We start from the raw sequence: 16,812 nt of genomic DNA on the forward strand, positions 1-16,812 counted from the left end.
ATGCTAAAATAAAATTATGGCAAAAAAGAAAAAAGACAAAAAAACACTACCTGAATTAGTTCTTGAAAAACACGGAGTCACTTACGAGCCCCTACACTTAAACGCGCTCGATCTAACTCCAGAAGAAAAAGCTGAAAAGTTTTCAGCGCTTGGTATTCAAGAATCTGATATCTACAAGACATTGGCAGCTAAGGGTGACAAAACCGGACCCATTGTAGCGGTTGTTCCTTTAACAGAACGACTTGATATGAAAAAGTTCGCGGCCGTTTCTGGCAATAAAAAAGCCCACATGCTTCCGGTCAAAGAATTGGAAAAAACAACTGGCTATGTGCATGGCGCCAACAACCCCGTTGGAATTTGGCAGAACAAGCACTTCCCAATCTATATTGACCAGCACGCTAAGGACGCCGACTTCATTCTCGTATCAGCCGGCGAACTAGGTCGATCGGATAAGTTAAACCCACAAGAACTATCCAAGATGCTCAATGCCTCTTTTGAAGACCTAACGGAATCATAAATGATATAAAAAGTCCTTTGAACTTACCGTTCAAAGGGCTTTTTCTTTACCATGAATTATTCATATTCGAAGGAGCCGGTGGGATTGGCCCGTTTTCAGGACCACCCGCACGGTACTCCGGTGCTCGATCAGCAAACTTAAAGGTTGGTTTGTTGAACATGAGCGTGGCCGTACCACGCGCGCCGGCACGGTTCTTTTCCAAAATAACTTCGATTGGAACGGAATCCTGTTCTTCTTCAGGAGCACCGCCACCGTCTTCATCCCCTTCATCGCGATAGTAATCATCACGATAAAGGAAGGCAACGATGTCGGCATCCTGTTCGATTGATCCAGATTCACGCAAATCGGAAAGCACCGGCCGCTTATCCGTACGCTGCTCAACCCCACGGGAAAGCTGGGCCAAGGCAATAATCGGCGTCCGTAATTCCTTGGACAGTTTCTTAATGGAACGAGAAATTTCAGAAACCGCCTGCTGACGACTTTCCGTGTTCGATGATTCAATCAAACCAAGGTAATCGATCATGACCATGCCGAGAGGATGTGGATTTTCATCACGCTCTTCCTCAGACATATTAGCCAAGAGGTCCTTTTCCAGCTGACGGAGCTTTGAAGCAATCTGCGTCATTCGGATACCCGGCGTATCGTCCATGTAAATCTTCATGTTGGAAAGCGATTGAATGGCCATCGTCAGTGAGGCCCAATCGTCTTTTTCCATCTGACCAGTGGTAATGTGGTTGGAATCGATGGAACCTTCTGAAGCCACCAGACGGGTAACCAAATCAACGGCACCCATTTCCAAAGAAAAGATGACAACGGGAACTGCCTCAGTCTTAGCGACGTTCTTGGCAATGTTCAATACGAAGGCCGTCTTACCAACGGCAGGACGGGCACCGATAACAATCATCTGGTCTTCACGGAAGCCGTGGGTCAACTTGTCTAACTCAGGATAGCCTGTGGCTAAGCCGACGATATCGGAGTCGTTATCCACAGCCGCGTCCAAGTTTTCCTGGAATTCAACGATGACGTCTTGAATCCGGCGCAGTTCGTCGTTTCCACGGTCCTGTGCTAACTGGTCAACCTCGTGGGAAACTTCTTCTAGTAACTTAGTCGAATCCGTTCCGCCATCATAGGCCAAGGACATATTCTTCGTCAGCGTTTCAATCAAGCGACGAAGCACGGCTTTCTCGTGAACGATATTCGCGTAGTGCTTCAAGTTCGCAGCAGAAGCCGTTGATTCAGCTAGTTCAGCCAAATAGGCAATCCCACCAACGTTTTCCAACTGCTGGTTAGCGTTTAACTTGTCTTGTAAAGTCAAAACGTCGATTGGCCGATCATCATCAACCAAGGACTGCATGGCTTTGAATATTTCTTGGTGAGCCGTCCGATAAAAGTCTTTCGGCTCCAAAATTGCTTGGGCCGTCACCATGGCAGCGTCTGATTTCACATCAAAGAAAATCGCCCCAAAGACGGCTTTTTCAGCTTCGATGTCTTGGGGCGCCTGCCGGTATTCATTGGCCATTAATGAAACGTCGGCCATCATTACCCCTCTTGTACGTGTACGCGAAGGTCAGCTTGAACTTGCTTGTGGAGCTTAACCGGAACAGTGGCAAAGCCCATTGAGTGGATTGGTTGTTCCAACAAAAGCTTACGCTTGTCCAACTTCACTTGGTATTGTTTTTCCAAAGCCGCAACGATTTGCTTTGATGAAACGGCACCAAAGAGACGGCCGTCAGTTCCGGCCTTACCAGGAATCGTAACGACTGTCTTTTCGTCTTCCAACTTAGCCTTCAATTCCTTGGCAGCAGCCAATTCAGCGGCAGCTTGCTTTTCTTCGGCCTTTTGGCGGCCCTTCACAGCACCCAAGTTCTTACCAGTTGCTGCCTCAGCCTTCTTGTTCTTGATCAAGAAGTTGTTGGCGTAGCCATCAGGAACATCCTTGACTTCACCCTTCTTACCGCGACCCTTTACATCTTCCAAAAATACAACTTTCATTTCTGCCTCCTTTTGGGGACGAGGTCCCGTTTGCTTGTTTCTATTATAACTTAAATTGACTTTTCTTCAGCCTCTTGGCCGTGAATTGCCTGAACTAATTTTTCATAAGCATCATTGGTCGTGATATCCGCCATCTGCGTTGCCGCATTTGACAAGTGACCACCACCGCCGAGATCTTCCATCACGGTTTGAACGTTAAAGTCGCCGTTGGAACGGGCCGAAATACCGACCTTACCATCCTGGCGCTTTGTCAAAACAAAGGATGCCTTCACCCCTTCGATTTGGAGTAATTCATCGGCTGCCTGGGCAGTAATAACACCACCATAAACCGTATCGTTATCACCAACAGAAATGGCTGCGCCATCCTGCACTTCAGCCTGGGCAATCAATTCTGAACGAGCCTTGAAGTCGCCGAACTTTTCCTTCAAGAAGGATTGAATCAACTCGTTGTCGGCACCGTTAGCACGCAGGTAAGAAGCGGCATCAAAGGTACGTGATCCGGTACGAAGAACGAAGTTCTTCGTATCAACCTGAATACCACCAAGCATAGCGGTTGCCTCGATACGAGTGATTGGCGCACCCTTTTGGTTCTGGTACTGCAATAGCTCAGTGACCAGTTCAGAGGTTGATGAGGCGTATGGCTCAATGTATGCCAACAAAGGCTTATCAGACAAGGCATCTTCACCCATTCGGTGGTGATCAACAACCACCAAGCGGGTTGACAACTTGTGCAACAATTCAGGCGCACCAGTCAAAACTTCCTTGGCGTGATCGACTAAGATCAACAAGGATTGGTCGGTGGCACGACTAAGGGCATCCTTTTCAGAAATAATAGAAGCTCCTAAGTTAACACCAGGTGTTGGGTCTTCAGGGTCCGTGTTACGAACCGCCCGAAGCAAGGCCTGAATGTCTGAGAAGATATGTTCTTCATCAATGACCACGAAGGCCTTCCTGTCACGGGTTTGACTAAAGCGCCAAAGTCCCATGGCGGAACCAACCGCATCCATATCTGGATTCTTGTGACCAACCACGAAAATTTGGTCAGCCTGGTCCATCAATTCCGCAATCGTTTGTGAAATCACACGGGCACGAACACGGGTCCGCTTTTCCATTGGGTTCGTTGTTCCACCGTAGAAACGGGCGGGAGCGTCTTCTGCCTTCACAACAACCTGGTCACCACCACGTCCGAGGGCAAGATCCAAGTTGGTTTGTGCGAGTTGAACAAGGGAGTTAATCTCTTTTTCACCATAGGCAATTCCCATCGAAAGGGTCAAAGGTGAGTTCTGCTGAGCGGTTGCTTCACGAATGGACTTTACAACCGTGAACTTATCATCTTCTGCCTTTTGCAAATCCTGTTGGTAACCCATTAACAAGTATGACACTGGACTCAAGCGACGAACGTAAAGTTCATACTTTCTAGCCCAGTCCGTTAACTGCCCGGTAACTTCTGTACGCAGCTTAGACGTTTCAGAATCTGGCATTCCTTCGGTCACTTCTTCGTAGTTATCAACAGAAATGATCCCCGTTACAAGACGGTGGTCAGCCAAATTCATTTCCAAAGCCACATTATCGGTAATATCCAATAGATACAAGGCCCCAACACCCTTTTGGTAAATCAATTCAAAGGAATGGTCTAGCCACTGAATACTAGTATGACCATCTTCCTTCATTGCCATTGCAATGTCGGGTTCAGAGTCATCAAGGACAGAGCCAATCAGGTCTTGGTTACCAAGTAACTCCTGCAAGTATGGGTTTACCCAAACAACGCGGTCTTCGTCCAGCAGGATAACACCAATTGGCATTTCCAAAACGGCTTCCTGCTGACCGACTTTGACACGGTGGGTTAACTCCTCCATGTAGGATTCGGAATCCTGACTAGCTAAAATCAACTGGCGTACGAGAACCCCGGCCATCAGGACCAAGATTAGCAACCAGACAAGTGCAAAAATCCAGTTCACTAAAATTGCTAAAACCATCGATAGAATGGTAATCAAAGCAGCCATTCCGACCGACATGACAAAAGTCTTATTTTGTTGATAGCGGGCAAGCGCCCCAATGTTTAAAAAGGTTTTCATTTTTCCCTCAACAGTCCTTTATACTTAGGTCCATTTTACCATATTTAGTGAATTCTTAATATTTAGCTCTTTTTCAATTCAAAAGTTGAAAATATATTTAAGCACAAAAAAAGCAAGACCGAAGTCTTGCTTTTGATAACCATTAGTCTTCAGTGACGAATGGCAACAACGCCATGATACGAGCGCGCTTGATTGCGGCTGTAACCTTACGTTGGTTCTTTGCTGAAGTTCCAGTCACACGACGTGGCAAGATCTTACCGCGTTCTGAGATGAAACGTTCCAACAATTCAGTGTTCTTGTAGTCAACATATTCGATATGGTTGGCTGCAATGAAGTCTACCTTACGGCGACGACGTGGTCCACCTTGTGGGCGACGACGTTGTGGACGTGCGTTTTGTTCTGACATGAGAAAGCTCCTTTCCTAAAAGAATTTTTAGAATGGCAAATCGTCATCTGAGATGTCGATTTCCGAATTAGAGTTGGCTGCAAATGGGTTAGCATTTTGACTGCCAGCTTGATTATTATTTTGACTGTTGCTTGCAAATGGGTCAGCAGAAGAAGCGTTGCTTCCAAAGCTGTTGTTACCACCAAAACCACCGTTCTGACCTTGGTCAGATGAACCGTTTTGTGCACGGCGACGTTCTGAATCAGCCTTTGACTCCAACAATGAGAAGTTATCAACTGATACTTCGGTCACGTAAACACGTTGGCCGGCGTTGTTTTCGTAGTTACGAGTTTGCAAACGACCTTCGACGGCCACCAATGCTCCCTTACCAGTAAAGTTTGCAAAGTTTTCGGCTGCCTTCCGCCAGATCACGGCGTTAATGAAGTCAGCTTCGCGGTCGCCATTGGCGTTGGTAAAGTTCCGGTTCACGGCAAGCGTGAAAGAACCAACCGCCACCCCAGACTGGGTATAGCGCAATTCCACGTCACGGGTTAACCGTCCAATTAAAACAACTCGATTGATCATATTTTAGGTCCCTCCCGGTGGAATTTCGTTTTACTTTTCGTCTACTTTAACGATCATAGTACGCAAGATGTCTGCTGAGATCTTAGCCAAACGATCGAATTCGTTAGCTGCTTCGTTTGATGAAGCAGTGAATTCGATAACGTGGTAAGTACCTTCGCGGTAACCAGCGATTTCGTAAGCGAAACGGCGGTTAGCGGCCCAGTCAGCTGACTTAGTAACGTTCGCACCGTTGTCAGTCAAGATACCGTCAAAACGCTCTACAAGAGCCTTCTTGGCATCAGCTTCCATATCAGGGCGAATAATGTATGTTAATTCGTATGCTGTAGTCATCGATTTTTCCTCCTTTTGGTCTCTGGCAACCGGCTGGTTGCAAGGAGTGCGTGCAAGTCTGCACTCACGTCTATTAAATATACTAAATTTCTAACGATTTAGCAAGGGCTTAAGATATCCACCGTTTACTTCTTTCCCTTGTGCCCCGTGATACGAAAAAAGTCGGCGATTTTCGTCGACTTTTATAGAAAATATTTATTTTTCTTCCACGTCTTCTGACGCCTGGCGCAAACCAATTCCGGTCAATGCTGACAGCAAAGAGAAGACTGGTGAAAGCAAGGCCAAGAATGTGTATGGCACAAAGGCCAACACAGAAACGTGCAAAGTCTGGCTAGCAAAGGCACCGGCCACGCCCCAAGGAACCAAGTAGTTGGCAATGGCCCCGGAATCTTCCATAGCCCGTGACAAAGCAAGCGGAGACAACCCGAAGCGCTTGTAGTCTTCCTTAAAGAGCTGTCCTGGCAACATGGTTGAAAGGTACTGTTCCCCAACCAAGAAGTTGGTGGCAATTCCCGTTAGCAAAGTCGAGAAGACCAGCGAACGCTGTGACTTCAACTTTGAAACCAAAGGATTCATCACGGCACGAAGGATACCCAAGTTTGATAGTAGGCCACCCAAACCAAGTGCCAACATAATCAACATGATGGTGTCCATCATGGCAACCATCCCCCCACGGTTTAACAAAGCTACCAAAGTCGCGTTGTGGGATGAAGAATGGTAACCATTCACTACCAAATTCGACCAAGCCGTCAATGAATGACCGGAGAAGAGGTAGTATGCCGAGCAAACGACCACGTTAATCAACAAAGATGGAATGGCCGGAATCTTCTTAGTCGCCGTGATAAAGATCAAGGCAATCGGCACAATCGCCCACCAAGTTGGTGTAATCAAATCCGTCATCACCGCTGTCTTAGCTGACAAATCACCGGCATGTCCACCAGTGAATCCAAAGGCAATGGCCAGAACTAAGGTTGTCAGCAAGGCTGGAATCGTCGTCCACATCAAGTTCTTCAAGTGGGCAAAAAGGTCAACCTCGGCGACCGCCGCCGCTAAGTTCGTTGAATCAGACAAAGGCGAGGTCTTATCCCCGAAGATAGCACCGGAAATAATGATTCCAGCAACCAAGGCAGGGTTAAAGCCGATGGTAATCCCAATCCCCATCAAGGCCACACCAACCGTGGACATAGTCGTGAAGGCCGAACCAATCATGGTTCCAACCAAGGCCGATGTCAACAAGGCCGTTGGCAAGAACCACTGGGGGTTAATCAACTTAAATCCCGACCAGATCATCGTTGGGATAACACCCGTTCCAATCCAGAGGGCAATCATGGCACCAATTAATAGGAAGAGAAAGAGCGGCGCAATTCCCGCTTCAATTCCCTTAATCAGGGCTGCCTGTGAGTCTTTAAAAGTCACACCCGCCAAACGGACAAGTAGAATAGTCCAGGCAATGGCCACCAGAAGCGGTGCGATTGGTGCTAATCCAAGGCCGATGATTCCCCCGGCCAAAATGAAGACCACCCCTAAGAGTAGGATGGTCGAAAATGTACGATTCAATGTTTTTGTCATTTTTTTATCCAATAGTTATTCGCCAGTTTTACAGTGGCAAATCAGTATATCGACTAAAGCTCTTTCGTGCAAACTTTTAAGCCTTCTTGCTTCTCGCAATGGCGAAAAGCCCAATATTAACCAAAACCATCCCTACGAAAACCGAGAGGAAGAGTCCGGCAAACCAGCCGTGATCAAGCATGATTCCACCATAAACAGGTCCGAGCATACGCCCCATGGAAATCATCATCCCAACAAATCCCTGCGCCTGACCGGAGACGTCCCGTGGTGTCACCTGGGCAACCCAGGCCGGCACCTGAGGGGAAGCCAGCATTTCACCAACCGTCAGCAATTCGAAAACCAACACAATTTGCCAGAATTCGCTAACAAAAAGCATCAGGAAGAAAGACGAGGCGAAAATTAAACCACCGGCAATAACAGAAATCGCATAGTTCCGCTTGTTCGCCCAGTTCGAAATCATCTTCTGGAAGACGATAATGGTAATGCCATTCAAGACCCAGAGGTTAGCGTAGTGGGCCGTTGAAATACCAATCCGGTGCATGTAGGTTGCCATGACCGTTTCCCAAAGCATGTAAGAAAGATACATTAATAAAAGAAAGGCAGCAATCCAAACCAAGAGAGGTGTGATTTTTAGCTTTGGGCGTTCACCTTGAATCACCTTGGCAGGTTCAACCGGTACGTCATCAGCTAGAACCGTTTTGTTCTCTTCTTCCTCTTCCAAAGGAACTTCTTCGCTAATGGGACTAGTGTCCACGTTGAAGAAGATGGCCACAACCACACCCAATGTTAGGTACAAAGTAGCGGCAATCAACATCAACCACGAGAAGCCGTAGTCAAAGAGATAACCAACAACCAAGGTTCCCAAAACCACGCCAACGTTCAACACGATGTACATGTTGTTGAAAATCACACGGGTGTTTTTTCCCGTAACCGTCGTTGCATAAGCGTTTAGCAAAGTCGTCACAGAACCCAAACCGATTGAGGTCGACCAAATCAATATTGCAAAGACCGGCCAACCGTTAAAGAAGAACAAAGTCCCAACCGACAAGAAAGCGATGGCAGTTGCAATCAGTAATGCAGGATAGGGTTTCCAACGGTCAAAGAGTTGACCGGCAATGAAGGATCCCAGCATGTTCATCAAGGCCGCCACCAAGAGCACAATCCCCGATGTTGTTAGCGTCTGTCCCAAAGAGAGTGTCATGTGAAGGGTTGTCACCGGCCAAATCATGGCATGACCAGTGTTAGCAGCTAAATTGGCTAGCAGTAACCATTTTTCATTCAATTTTTTAGCCTGATTATCGACCATCTTAGCCCCCTTCAGCATTTTTAATTAGTATAGCATAGCCCCTTTTTAGAAAGGCCGACGAGAAGAAATCATTCGCTTTCCATTTTACCAGGGACAGTCCATCAAGAATGAAAGAATTTTGGTTAAGGCTTATCTAACAACAAAGTAACCGTTTTCATTTTTCTGACTTTTTAAGCATTAGTCACTGATTTTTCAGGTCGTATCGTTTATAATGTAGAAGATAGAGAAAAAAGAGATAAAGGGGAATCTTAATGGTTGATGAATTAAAAACCTTAGTTACGTTCTTCGGTGCTACTGGTGACCTTGCCAAGCGCCTGCTTTACCCATCTGTATTTAACTTGTACAAGAAGGGCTATTTAGCTAAGAACTTCGCCATCGTTGGTACTGCCCGTCAGGATTTGACGGACGCCGAATACCAAGACATGGTCCGTACATCTGTTTCAGAAGGTCAAGACAAGGAACAAGTTGAAGCTTTCTTGGAACACTTCTCATACATCGCTTCTGATGTAACAGATGCTGCTGGATACGTTGGTTTGAAGGAAGAAATCGAAAAGGCTTCAGATAAGTTCGACGTTGCCGGAAACCGTATCTTCTACTTAGCCGTTGCCCCACGCTTCTTTGGAACAATTGCTCAATTCTTGAAGTCTGAAGGACTTTTGGCTGATACAGGATACAACCGTATCATGATTGAAAAGCCTTTCGGAACTTCATACAAGACAGCCGAACAGTTGCAAAACGAATTAACGGCCGCCTTCAACGAAGACCAAGTTTACCGTATTGATCACTTCCTTGGTAAGGAAATGGTGATGAACATTGCCCCTCTCCGTTTTGGAAACCCAATGTTGAACACTGCCTGGAACAAGGACTACATCAAGAACGTTCAAGTTACCTTGGCCGAAACACTTGGTGTTGAAGAACGTGCCGGTTACTACGATACAGCTGGTGCCCTCTTGGACATGATTCAAAACCACACGATGCAAATCATCGGTTGGTTGGCCATGGAAGAACCAAAGGACTTCTCAGCCGCTGAAATCCGTAACGCCAAGAACGCCGCCTTCTCAGCCTTGAAGATTTATAACGAAGAGGAAGTAAACCGCTACTTCGTTCGCGCCCAATACGGTGCAAGCAAGACAAACGCAGACCACGTGGCCTACACGGACGAACCTGATGTTCCTAAGGACTCAAAGACTAACACTTACATCGCTGGTGAATTGCAATTCAACACGCCACGTTGGGAAGGTGTTCCTTTCTACATCCGTTCAGGAAAGCGCATGAGCAAGAAGACCACTCGTATCGACGTTGTCTTCAAGGCTGGTGCCTTCAAGTTTGGTGGTCAACAAGAACCTCAAGAAACTGTTTTGACTATCGTCGTTTCCCCTGACGAAAAGATTACGATGTCATTGAACTCAAAGAAGGTTGCCGATAACTTCTCAACACAGGTTATCAACCTTGGTTGGGCACCTACGGCGGAAGAAAAGGCCGAAACGCCAGCACCTTACGAGCGTATGCTCCACGATGCCATGGACGGTAACGGTTCAAACTTTGCCGACTGGCACGGTGTGGCAACTGCCTGGAAGTTTACCGACGCCCTTTCAGATGTTTATGCAGCTGACAAGGCACCACTCTTCACTTACGAATCAGATACCATGGGACCTAAGGAAGCCGATGAGCTTCTCGCCAAGAACGGCGACGCCTGGGTATTCGACGGCGAAGAATAATCATCCAATCAAAAAAGCAGTAGTCCGAAATCAATCGGACTACTGCTTTTTATTATGTCCTTCTAAAGGTGGCCAACCATGAGTTCGTAAAGATGCGCAATGAAGCCGGAGTCATAGAAAACGTACAGACCAATTAGGATATAACAGATTCGCATTAACTGTTCACCAAAGCGGTCGATGACGTCAGTCACTACCTTCTTTTGATCAACCCAGTTAATTAAGGAGACAGCAAGGACTGTCAGAATCGCAATAACAACTAAGCTGACAGCAAAAGTCGTCCAGCTTTTTCCCAATAAAACCGGTAAGAAAATAGAAAGATTACAGCCGGTACAAACCGATAGGTAAGTTCCAAAGACAATCCAGAAGGGCGACTTTGCCTGCACATCCCCCTCACCTTCATCTTCACCTTTCAGACCCACATAGATTGGGATGATACCTAATACACCAAGCAACCATTCTGGCAAAAAGCTCTCCAGCAACTGACCTGCGATAAAGCAGAGCACCATGAGCAGCATCGTTGCCGCCATAAAGCCAAAGAGCACCGACCGAAAAGGATACTTCTTCAATAAGAAAAGCATCATAATAAAGAAATCGAGGTTAATCGCTAAAAAAGTCAGTGCTAAAACTAAAATATTCATATATTCCCTCATTCACATTGCATGAATAATAAATCATATTTAATACATGAATAGAATATCATATATAAAAGCAAAGTCAATTAAGGCAATAAAAAAGCAGTCTTACGACTGCTTCAACTTATCAAATTAAACTTTATCCAAATCAAAAGCCGGATTATTTAATAGGCCAGTTTCTTCATTTAAGGTTCGCAAGAAGTTCTTCATATATTCTTTACGCTTTTCACCTTCTACTCGTGCTGCCGGCGTATTTAACTGAGCTGGCAACTTAAAGATTTTTTCATAGAAGTGGTTTACTGAAGGGTTATCGTTGTTACGGTAAGAGGCCTTATCCTTCAAGTCCTTAACAGGCAAAACCTTTGGGTCTGCCAGAACATGACCCTTTGCTCCACCGTAGGCAAAGGTTCGAGCGATAGCAATGGCTCCGAGCGTTTCAATTCGATCAGCATCTTGAACATATTGACCCAATTCAGACAACTCGTAGTGATGAACCAAATTTGCCGAGTAAGACATATGCTGAATAGTGTCCATCACATCATCTTTTTCTGCAGCGGAAAAGCCAGCATCTGTCAGCAACTTTTCCACCTTCTTGATCTGGCCAGGCACATCGTCCACAACCTTATCATCAATCGTATCGTGCAGTAGGCCACCTGCACGCATAATTGCTTCCTGCTCCGCCGTCACCTGGCCGTGGTCTTCAACGAAGAACTTCACCGCCCAGTCGGCAACACGTTGGGCATGATAAAAATCATGTCCTGACGTATCATCCCCCAAAGTTGCTAGAGCAAAGTCGTGAATCGCACCCAAATCAATCATGTAAACCTCTCCCCTTCAATCAAAGCCTAAATCGTTTTTCTCATTTTAGTGCAAAAAAAGCCATGGTTCAAGTGTTTATTTTTCAATTATTTAAATAAAAAGCAAACATTTATTTTTTTATTTTCTTTTATGTTCGTCTTTACCTGCTAAACCGTACATAAAGAGCGTTTCCAAGTCAGCCATCTGATTCTCCGTCAACTCTTCGTGTCGGTTTTCAATGTACTCCATTAACCAGGAAACCAGCATCATGATTGATTGATTACTGGCCTTTGTATGAATAACTCCGGAAACCCGCCCCGCCATAATCAGCATCGTCACTAACTGTTGCTGCATCTCTTTGAAATAGACAGAAATCCGTTCCGACTTCTGACCAAACACCCGGAATTCTTCAAAGCCTTCCGGTCCAAGCAGCTCTTCCAACTCCTGTTGATTCTTTTCAAAGACTCGAATCATTTCTTTGAAGGAAAGATCTTTATTAGTTACTTCTTCCAACAGCTGGTCGAGGTGTTGCTTTTGAAAGTCGTAGACAACCTCTTCCGTTAGCGCCTCTTTACTATCAAAGTACTTATACATGGTCACAAAAGAAATTCCAGACTTTTCGGACACTTCTTTAATGCTTGTATGAGCGATTCCTTGTTGAATCATCAGCTCCGTCGCCGCCTGTAAAATACGGCGACGATTCTGTTCCTTTAATTCTTCCCTTTTCATACAAAGCACCCCAGCGAGTTTAATAAAATCATTATAACTTGACTTTTCACGAATTAAAAGGTTAAATATACACAACGAATATTTAAGTTAATGAAAGGAAGCACCATGTCATTTTTAGAATTAAAGGACATTCATAAGTCCTACTTCTTGGGATCACAAGAGTTCCCTGTCTTAAAGGGCATCGACCTCAACTTTGACCTCGGGGACTTTGTTTCCATCCTAGGAGAATCCGGTGGTGGTAAGTCCACGCTGATGAACATCATTGGTGGCTTGGACCGTAACTTTGACGGACAGGTTCTTGTGAACGGGCAAAAGCTCGACCACAAAAAGGAAAAGGCCCTCGATAAGTACCGTCGTGAAACCATCGGCTACATTTACCAGTCTTATAACCTCATTTCCCACCTTTCCGTAATGGACAACGTTCTCGTTTCCTTGGACATGACTACCTTGTCAAAGAAGGAACGAGAAAACCGCGCCAAGGAACTCCTGACTAAGGTCGGCCTTGACGGTCAGATGAAGAAGTACCCAAATCAGCTTTCAGGTGGACAGAAGCAACGTGTGGCCATTGCACGTGCCCTAGCTTCTGACCCTAAGGTCATCATTGCCGATGAGCCAACTGGAGCCTTGGACTCTGAAAACACCAAGGAAGTTTTGGAACTGTTGAACGAGATTGCCGCTGAGGGTCGTCTGGTTATTACCGTTACCCACTCACAGGCCGTTGCCGATGCTGGAACCCGAATCGTTCGCTTGGCCGATGGTCAGATTGAATCGGACGAACGCATCAAGCCTGCCTTCAAGCAGACTGATAAGGAAATGATTCAGTCCCGTCCATTGCCTCGTATGGCTTCATTGAAGAACGCTGCTAAGCACTTCAAGTACAACCTAGGCCACAACTCCTTGATTATTCTAGGAACTTCAATTGGGCTATTCGCGGTGATTCTCTTCTCTGGCCTTGGAAACGGTGTGTCTGGCTACATGTCTAGCCAAATCACGAAGGTTGCCAACCCACAAGTTATGTCGGTTAGTCGCTACGTCAAAGAAGACGATGACGATGATTCCATGTCATCCATGATGTCCGATACGGAAACACCCGCCTTTACCAGTGCACAGCTTGAGCAAATTAAGAAGCAAAAGCACGTCTCAAAGGTGGAGCCTTCGCTCAGCGCAAGCAACGTCAACGTTTCATACAACAACCAAAACGTAAAGATGCGCTCCATGATGAACTGGACTTCCACTTACTCAAACGATTCAGTTAAGGCTGGTCACGCCCCTACCAAGGAAGGTGAAATTCTTTTGGACCAGTCAGCTGTTGCTGAAAAGTTCAACAAGAACAACTACAAGGATCTCATTGGTAAGCAAGTTACGGTTAGCTACGATACCCAAAACAGCCAGAAACAACCGGTAACGGTTACCTTCACGGCCACTGTTTCTGGTATTGGTCACACCGACAGCAAGGGCTATCAAGTAAACGCCGTTAACACAACGACGTTACAAAAGTCCATGCAAGCAGCTGGTGTAAGCACTGACCCTAGCGGTATCTCTGTGAAGGTTGATGACTTGGACAACGTTGAAAGCACTGCTAAGGCCATTGATAAGATCAAGGACGGTCAAACTCGTCTTTACAAGACATCAACAATTCAAAGCACCATCAACACCATCCAGACTTACGTCAACTTGGTCACAACGATTCTTGCTACCATCGCCGGTATCTCACTGGTTGTTTCAGCTTTGATGATCATCGTGACGATGTTCATGTCAGTTGCTGCCCGTACCAAAGAAATCGGTATTCTCCGTGCCTTGGGTGAATCAAAGCGTGACGTTAAGTGGCTCTTCGTTTCAGAATCACTTATCACTGGTATTCTTTCTGCCACTGTTGCAACAGGTATTGCCTACCTCGCCGAGGCAGCAATTAACGCTGGTTTGAAGAATATCGCTGATTACGCCTTCGTTCAAATTTCTGTTGGCAACGTTATCACTGCCTTCATTCTTGCACTTTTGATTTCTTTGCTTGCCGCACTACTTCCTGCACGTCGCGCCGCAAAGCTCAACCCAATTGATGCTTTGTCAGCTGACTAAGCGGTAAATCAATACAATTAAAAAGTCGTACGTGAATTACTTCGCGTACGGCTTTTCTTTTATCCAACATCAGCCGGTGGCAATCCTTCCAAGTAATCTCGGAAGAAGGGACAATCGAAGAATGCTGCCAAATCATTCCCATATAGATGGCAGAAGGTCAGAATCACCAAAAGGTCTGGTAGTACCTGACCCGACTCATACTTCGAGATGGCCGATTGGGACAAATGAAGGCTAGCCGCAACTTGTGCCTGCGAGTAGCCGTGCATCAAGCGGGACTTCTTCAGCCGGTTAGCCAGCTCTTCTTGAACTTGCTGGCGGAGGGCAGTTTCCATCCACTTGTGGTCAAAATGCTCAATTGCTGTGGGATGTGCAAGAACCATTTTTCTCTCCTCCTTCTAAATGGTTGCTTGCTTCGATTTCCTTTCTCCTACTGTCTTGCCCATATTATAACCAGTCATAGTCCCCTTTAGAAGTACAAAAGAGACCTAAAAGGCCTCTTATTCCTAAGGTTCATAATGGCTATACAAAAGCCCAAAAAGAGTATAAAAAAGGCCAGCATCTCTGCCGACCAAAATAAAAATTTAGAAGTATACACCAGAAATTGGAAAACCAATCGCAACCAAGTAGATGGCCCAGCCCCAGAAGAGGTAGCCAATGATTTCAACAATGGTACGTTGCCATGGCAAGTGCCAGAAGAATGGTCGCTGACGCATCAATCCCTTCACACCCTGTTCCAAGACGGCCCAAACGAGAAGCCCGAAGAACGTCCCTGACCCTTGCGTAATAGCAGAGTCATAGTTTGCCCAAACCACAAAGGAGATGCTCAAGACAACGGAAATCAAAATGAAGAGACCCTGGCCGAAATCAACGAAGATACCACCACCAATTGATAGCGCTTCCACCTTTGTTGTTTTCTCACTTTTGAAGACCTGCTGCCAACCAATTCGGACGAGCGAGGCTAAAATACCACCGAGTAGTCCAACCCAAAGGGCATTCAATAGAATTGTCGCAAGCATATCTAATCTCCTTTAATTCACTTCTTTTATGATAACACTACACTCATTCTAATCAAAAGACAGGCCGCTATTTTCTTGCTAAAGTCTAAAGAATCAACGAGGAAGCCCAGTATTATTGACTTTTTGGTATAATAGGACATTGAAAGGTTATTTATCTAGTATCTTAATATGACCAAATACAGTTAATTTCAATCGCAGACGGACGAAGAGTCACTGCATTCAAATGGAGGTTTTTCTTTTGAAAGTCAAACGCGAAAATATGATTGATTACTACACATTCAGTTCAACCGCTGAACTACTACTCTACTTAGGCATCGAGCGGGAAACCCTTTTCCACCGTGCCAAATTGCGTGGTATCGATTTGAACGGTACCTATACAGAAGAGGACCTAGCAGCCCTCAAGCCTTCTAAGGACGCCTACCTTGGTTCCCTTAACGCCGAAACCGAAGCAGAAGTCGAAGTCCTCAAGATGAAGCTCCAAATGCTTGAGTCACAACTCGGCTACAAGGATCAGCAGCTTGAAGATCGCCAAGAGCACATTGATACTCTTAAGGCCACTCTCTCAAAGGCTGAAAGCAACCTCGAAAAAACTCAAACAACGGTCGACCAACAACAGCACCTTCAATTGGCTACCCTCTCCCAACTCGACAAGGTCACATCCCGTGTCCAACGAATCGAAATGGAAGAAGACCAAAAGAAGCATTGGTGGTCACGCAAAAAGAAGAAGTAAAAGGAAAGAAGCCGCGCGGCTTCTTTTTTTGCAATAAAAAGAAGAGCTAATTCATACGAATCAACTCTTCTTTTTTAACACTATTTATTGGAATCAACTACTTGGGCCTGTAACCAATGTATAGTTAAAGGTTGCCGCAGAATCATAAGAACCATTCTTCCATGAGTTTGTAGTCTTTAATCTCAATCCATAATCATTTGCATATTGGTTACTGAAAGTATAGCCATCTGCTCGTATGCTGATAAAATGGACAGATTTTATGCATCGTCCACTGTATAATTATCCCAAGACTAAAAAGGAAATCAGCACATGACTAAAAGGCCACGTTACTCACAGGAATTCAAAGATGCCATT

General features: G+C 45.7%; 17 protein-coding genes. 4 read left to right on the forward strand and 13 right to left on the reverse strand.

Annotated elements, in window-relative coordinates; genetic code table 11:
* Positions 1–16 precede the first annotated feature (16 nt).
* The gene (locus tag H7198_RS05605; protein ID WP_274458788.1) at positions 17–517 is read left to right on the forward strand and encodes an aminoacyl-tRNA deacylase; all 501 of its coding nucleotides are present in this window, start codon (positions 17–19) and stop codon (positions 515–517) included.
* A 46-nt stretch (positions 518–563) separates the two neighbouring features.
* Here H7198_RS05605 and dnaB read toward each other — a convergent pair whose 3' ends face one another.
* From dnaB to H7198_RS05645, 8 genes are all read right to left on the reverse strand, one after another.
* Positions 564–2,054, reverse strand: coding sequence for a replicative DNA helicase (dnaB, locus tag H7198_RS05610; protein ID WP_274458802.1), 1,491 nt, complete (start codon positions 2,052–2,054; stop codon positions 564–566).
* A 2-nt stretch (positions 2,055–2,056) separates the two neighbouring features.
* Positions 2,057–2,509, reverse strand: a complete 453-nt coding sequence (rplI, locus tag H7198_RS05615) for a 50S ribosomal protein L9 (protein WP_274458789.1) — start codon at positions 2,507–2,509, stop codon at positions 2,057–2,059.
* 50 nt (positions 2,510–2,559) lie between these two features.
* The gene (locus tag H7198_RS05620; RefSeq protein WP_274458790.1) at positions 2,560–4,584 is read right to left on the reverse strand and encodes a DHH family phosphoesterase; all 2,025 of its coding nucleotides are present in this window, start codon (positions 4,582–4,584) and stop codon (positions 2,560–2,562) included.
* Between the two features lie 142 nt (positions 4,585–4,726).
* The gene (rpsR, locus tag H7198_RS05625) at positions 4,727–4,990 is read right to left on the reverse strand and encodes a 30S ribosomal protein S18 (RefSeq protein WP_091502959.1); all 264 of its coding nucleotides are present in this window, start codon (positions 4,988–4,990) and stop codon (positions 4,727–4,729) included.
* A 27-nt stretch (positions 4,991–5,017) separates the two neighbouring features.
* Positions 5,018–5,554: a single-stranded DNA-binding protein gene (gene ssb / locus H7198_RS05630; RefSeq protein ID WP_274458791.1), complete on the reverse strand. Its 537-nt coding sequence runs from the start codon at positions 5,552–5,554 to the stop codon at positions 5,018–5,020.
* Positions 5,555–5,584: 30 nt separating this feature from the next.
* Positions 5,585–5,884: a 30S ribosomal protein S6 gene (rpsF, locus tag H7198_RS05635; RefSeq protein WP_091502955.1), complete on the reverse strand. Its 300-nt coding sequence runs from the start codon at positions 5,882–5,884 to the stop codon at positions 5,585–5,587.
* 195 nt (positions 5,885–6,079) lie between these two features.
* A complete protein-coding gene (locus H7198_RS05640) occupies positions 6,080–7,453 on the reverse strand; it encodes a Na+/H+ antiporter NhaC family protein (RefSeq protein WP_274458792.1) in 1,374 nt (457 codons plus the stop codon).
* Between the two features lie 76 nt (positions 7,454–7,529).
* Entirely contained in the window at positions 7,530–8,759 is a 1,230-nt protein-coding gene (locus H7198_RS05645) for an MFS transporter (protein ID WP_274458793.1), read from the reverse strand.
* Positions 8,760–9,010: 251 nt separating this feature from the next.
* On the opposite strand from H7198_RS05645, the gene zwf reads away from it, so the two are divergent.
* Entirely contained in the window at positions 9,011–10,477 is a 1,467-nt protein-coding gene (zwf, locus tag H7198_RS05650; protein WP_274458794.1) for a glucose-6-phosphate dehydrogenase, read from the forward strand.
* A 62-nt stretch (positions 10,478–10,539) separates the two neighbouring features.
* Here zwf and H7198_RS05655 read toward each other — a convergent pair whose 3' ends face one another.
* The 3 genes from H7198_RS05655 to H7198_RS05665 all read right to left on the reverse strand — a co-directional run bounded on the left by H7198_RS05655 (position 10,540) and on the right by H7198_RS05665 (position 12,636).
* Complete coding sequence (locus H7198_RS05655; protein ID WP_274458795.1) at positions 10,540–11,115, reverse strand: cadmium resistance transporter; 576 nt, start codon at positions 11,113–11,115, stop codon at positions 10,540–10,542.
* A gap of 126 nt (positions 11,116–11,241) precedes the next feature.
* Positions 11,242–11,928, reverse strand: a complete 687-nt coding sequence (locus H7198_RS05660; protein WP_274458796.1) for an HD domain-containing protein — start codon at positions 11,926–11,928, stop codon at positions 11,242–11,244.
* A gap of 117 nt (positions 11,929–12,045) precedes the next feature.
* Positions 12,046–12,636: a TetR/AcrR family transcriptional regulator gene (locus H7198_RS05665; RefSeq protein WP_274458797.1), complete on the reverse strand. Its 591-nt coding sequence runs from the start codon at positions 12,634–12,636 to the stop codon at positions 12,046–12,048.
* Between the two features lie 105 nt (positions 12,637–12,741).
* On the opposite strand from H7198_RS05665, the gene H7198_RS05670 reads away from it, so the two are divergent.
* On the forward strand, positions 12,742–14,712 hold the full coding sequence (locus tag H7198_RS05670) for an ABC transporter ATP-binding protein/permease (protein WP_274458798.1): 1,971 nt from the start codon (positions 12,742–12,744) through the stop codon (positions 14,710–14,712).
* 59 nt (positions 14,713–14,771) lie between these two features.
* On the opposite strand, the gene H7198_RS05675 is transcribed toward H7198_RS05670, so the two are convergent.
* Together H7198_RS05675 and H7198_RS05680 are read right to left on the reverse strand one after the other, a co-directional pair.
* Positions 14,772–15,092 carry a helix-turn-helix domain-containing protein gene (locus H7198_RS05675; protein WP_091502936.1) on the reverse strand — a complete coding sequence of 107 codons (321 nt, stop codon included), beginning with the start codon at positions 15,090–15,092 and terminating at the stop codon, positions 14,772–14,774.
* A 201-nt stretch (positions 15,093–15,293) separates the two neighbouring features.
* Positions 15,294–15,728, reverse strand: a complete 435-nt coding sequence (locus tag H7198_RS05680) for a DUF1440 domain-containing protein (protein ID WP_274458799.1) — start codon at positions 15,726–15,728, stop codon at positions 15,294–15,296.
* A gap of 238 nt (positions 15,729–15,966) precedes the next feature.
* Between H7198_RS05680 and H7198_RS05685 the strand changes: the two genes are divergently transcribed.
* Positions 15,967–16,458, forward strand: coding sequence for a hypothetical protein (locus H7198_RS05685; RefSeq protein ID WP_274458800.1), 492 nt, complete (start codon positions 15,967–15,969; stop codon positions 16,456–16,458).
* Positions 16,459–16,812: the final 354 nt, after the last annotated feature.

The sequence above is a fragment of the Fructobacillus sp. CRL 2054 genome (assembly GCF_028764065.1).
Taxonomy (GTDB): Bacteria; Bacillota; Bacilli; order Lactobacillales; family Lactobacillaceae; genus Fructobacillus.

What these genes read in the sequence shown, in the direction of transcription:
- H7198_RS05655 (WP_274458795.1), bottom strand. Translation starts at nt 11,115, where the DNA reads ATGAATATTTTAGTTTTAGCACTGACTTTTTTAGCGATTAACCTCGAT.
- dnaB (WP_274458802.1), bottom strand. Translation starts at nt 2,054, where the DNA reads ATGGCCGACGTTTCATTAATGGCCAATGAATACCGGCAGGCGCCCCAA.
- H7198_RS05645 (WP_274458793.1), bottom strand. Translation starts at nt 8,759, where the DNA reads ATGGTCGATAATCAGGCTAAAAAATTGAATGAAAAATGGTTACTGCTA.
- H7198_RS05660 (WP_274458796.1), bottom strand. Translation starts at nt 11,928, where the DNA reads ATGATTGATTTGGGTGCGATTCACGACTTTGCTCTAGCAACTTTGGGG.
- rpsF (WP_091502955.1), bottom strand. Translation starts at nt 5,884, where the DNA reads ATGACTACAGCATACGAATTAACATACATTATTCGCCCTGATATGGAA.
- rpsR (WP_091502959.1), bottom strand. Translation starts at nt 4,990, where the DNA reads ATGTCAGAACAAAACGCACGTCCACAACGTCGTCGCCCACAAGGTGGA.
- H7198_RS05620 (WP_274458790.1), bottom strand. Translation starts at nt 4,584, where the DNA reads ATGAAAACCTTTTTAAACATTGGGGCGCTTGCCCGCTATCAACAAAAT.
- ssb (WP_274458791.1), bottom strand. Translation starts at nt 5,554, where the DNA reads ATGATCAATCGAGTTGTTTTAATTGGACGGTTAACCCGTGACGTGGAA.
- rplI (WP_274458789.1), bottom strand. Translation starts at nt 2,509, where the DNA reads ATGAAAGTTGTATTTTTGGAAGATGTAAAGGGTCGCGGTAAGAAGGGT.
- H7198_RS05605 (WP_274458788.1), top strand. Translation starts at nt 17, where the DNA reads ATGGCAAAAAAGAAAAAAGACAAAAAAACACTACCTGAATTAGTTCTT.
- H7198_RS05665 (WP_274458797.1), bottom strand. Translation starts at nt 12,636, where the DNA reads ATGAAAAGGGAAGAATTAAAGGAACAGAATCGTCGCCGTATTTTACAG.
- zwf (WP_274458794.1), top strand. Translation starts at nt 9,011, where the DNA reads ATGGTTGATGAATTAAAAACCTTAGTTACGTTCTTCGGTGCTACTGGT.
- H7198_RS05675 (WP_091502936.1), bottom strand. Translation starts at nt 15,092, where the DNA reads ATGGTTCTTGCACATCCCACAGCAATTGAGCATTTTGACCACAAGTGG.
- H7198_RS05640 (WP_274458792.1), bottom strand. Translation starts at nt 7,453, where the DNA reads ATGACAAAAACATTGAATCGTACATTTTCGACCATCCTACTCTTAGGG.
- H7198_RS05680 (WP_274458799.1), bottom strand. Translation starts at nt 15,728, where the DNA reads ATGCTTGCGACAATTCTATTGAATGCCCTTTGGGTTGGACTACTCGGT.
- H7198_RS05670 (WP_274458798.1), top strand. Translation starts at nt 12,742, where the DNA reads ATGTCATTTTTAGAATTAAAGGACATTCATAAGTCCTACTTCTTGGGA.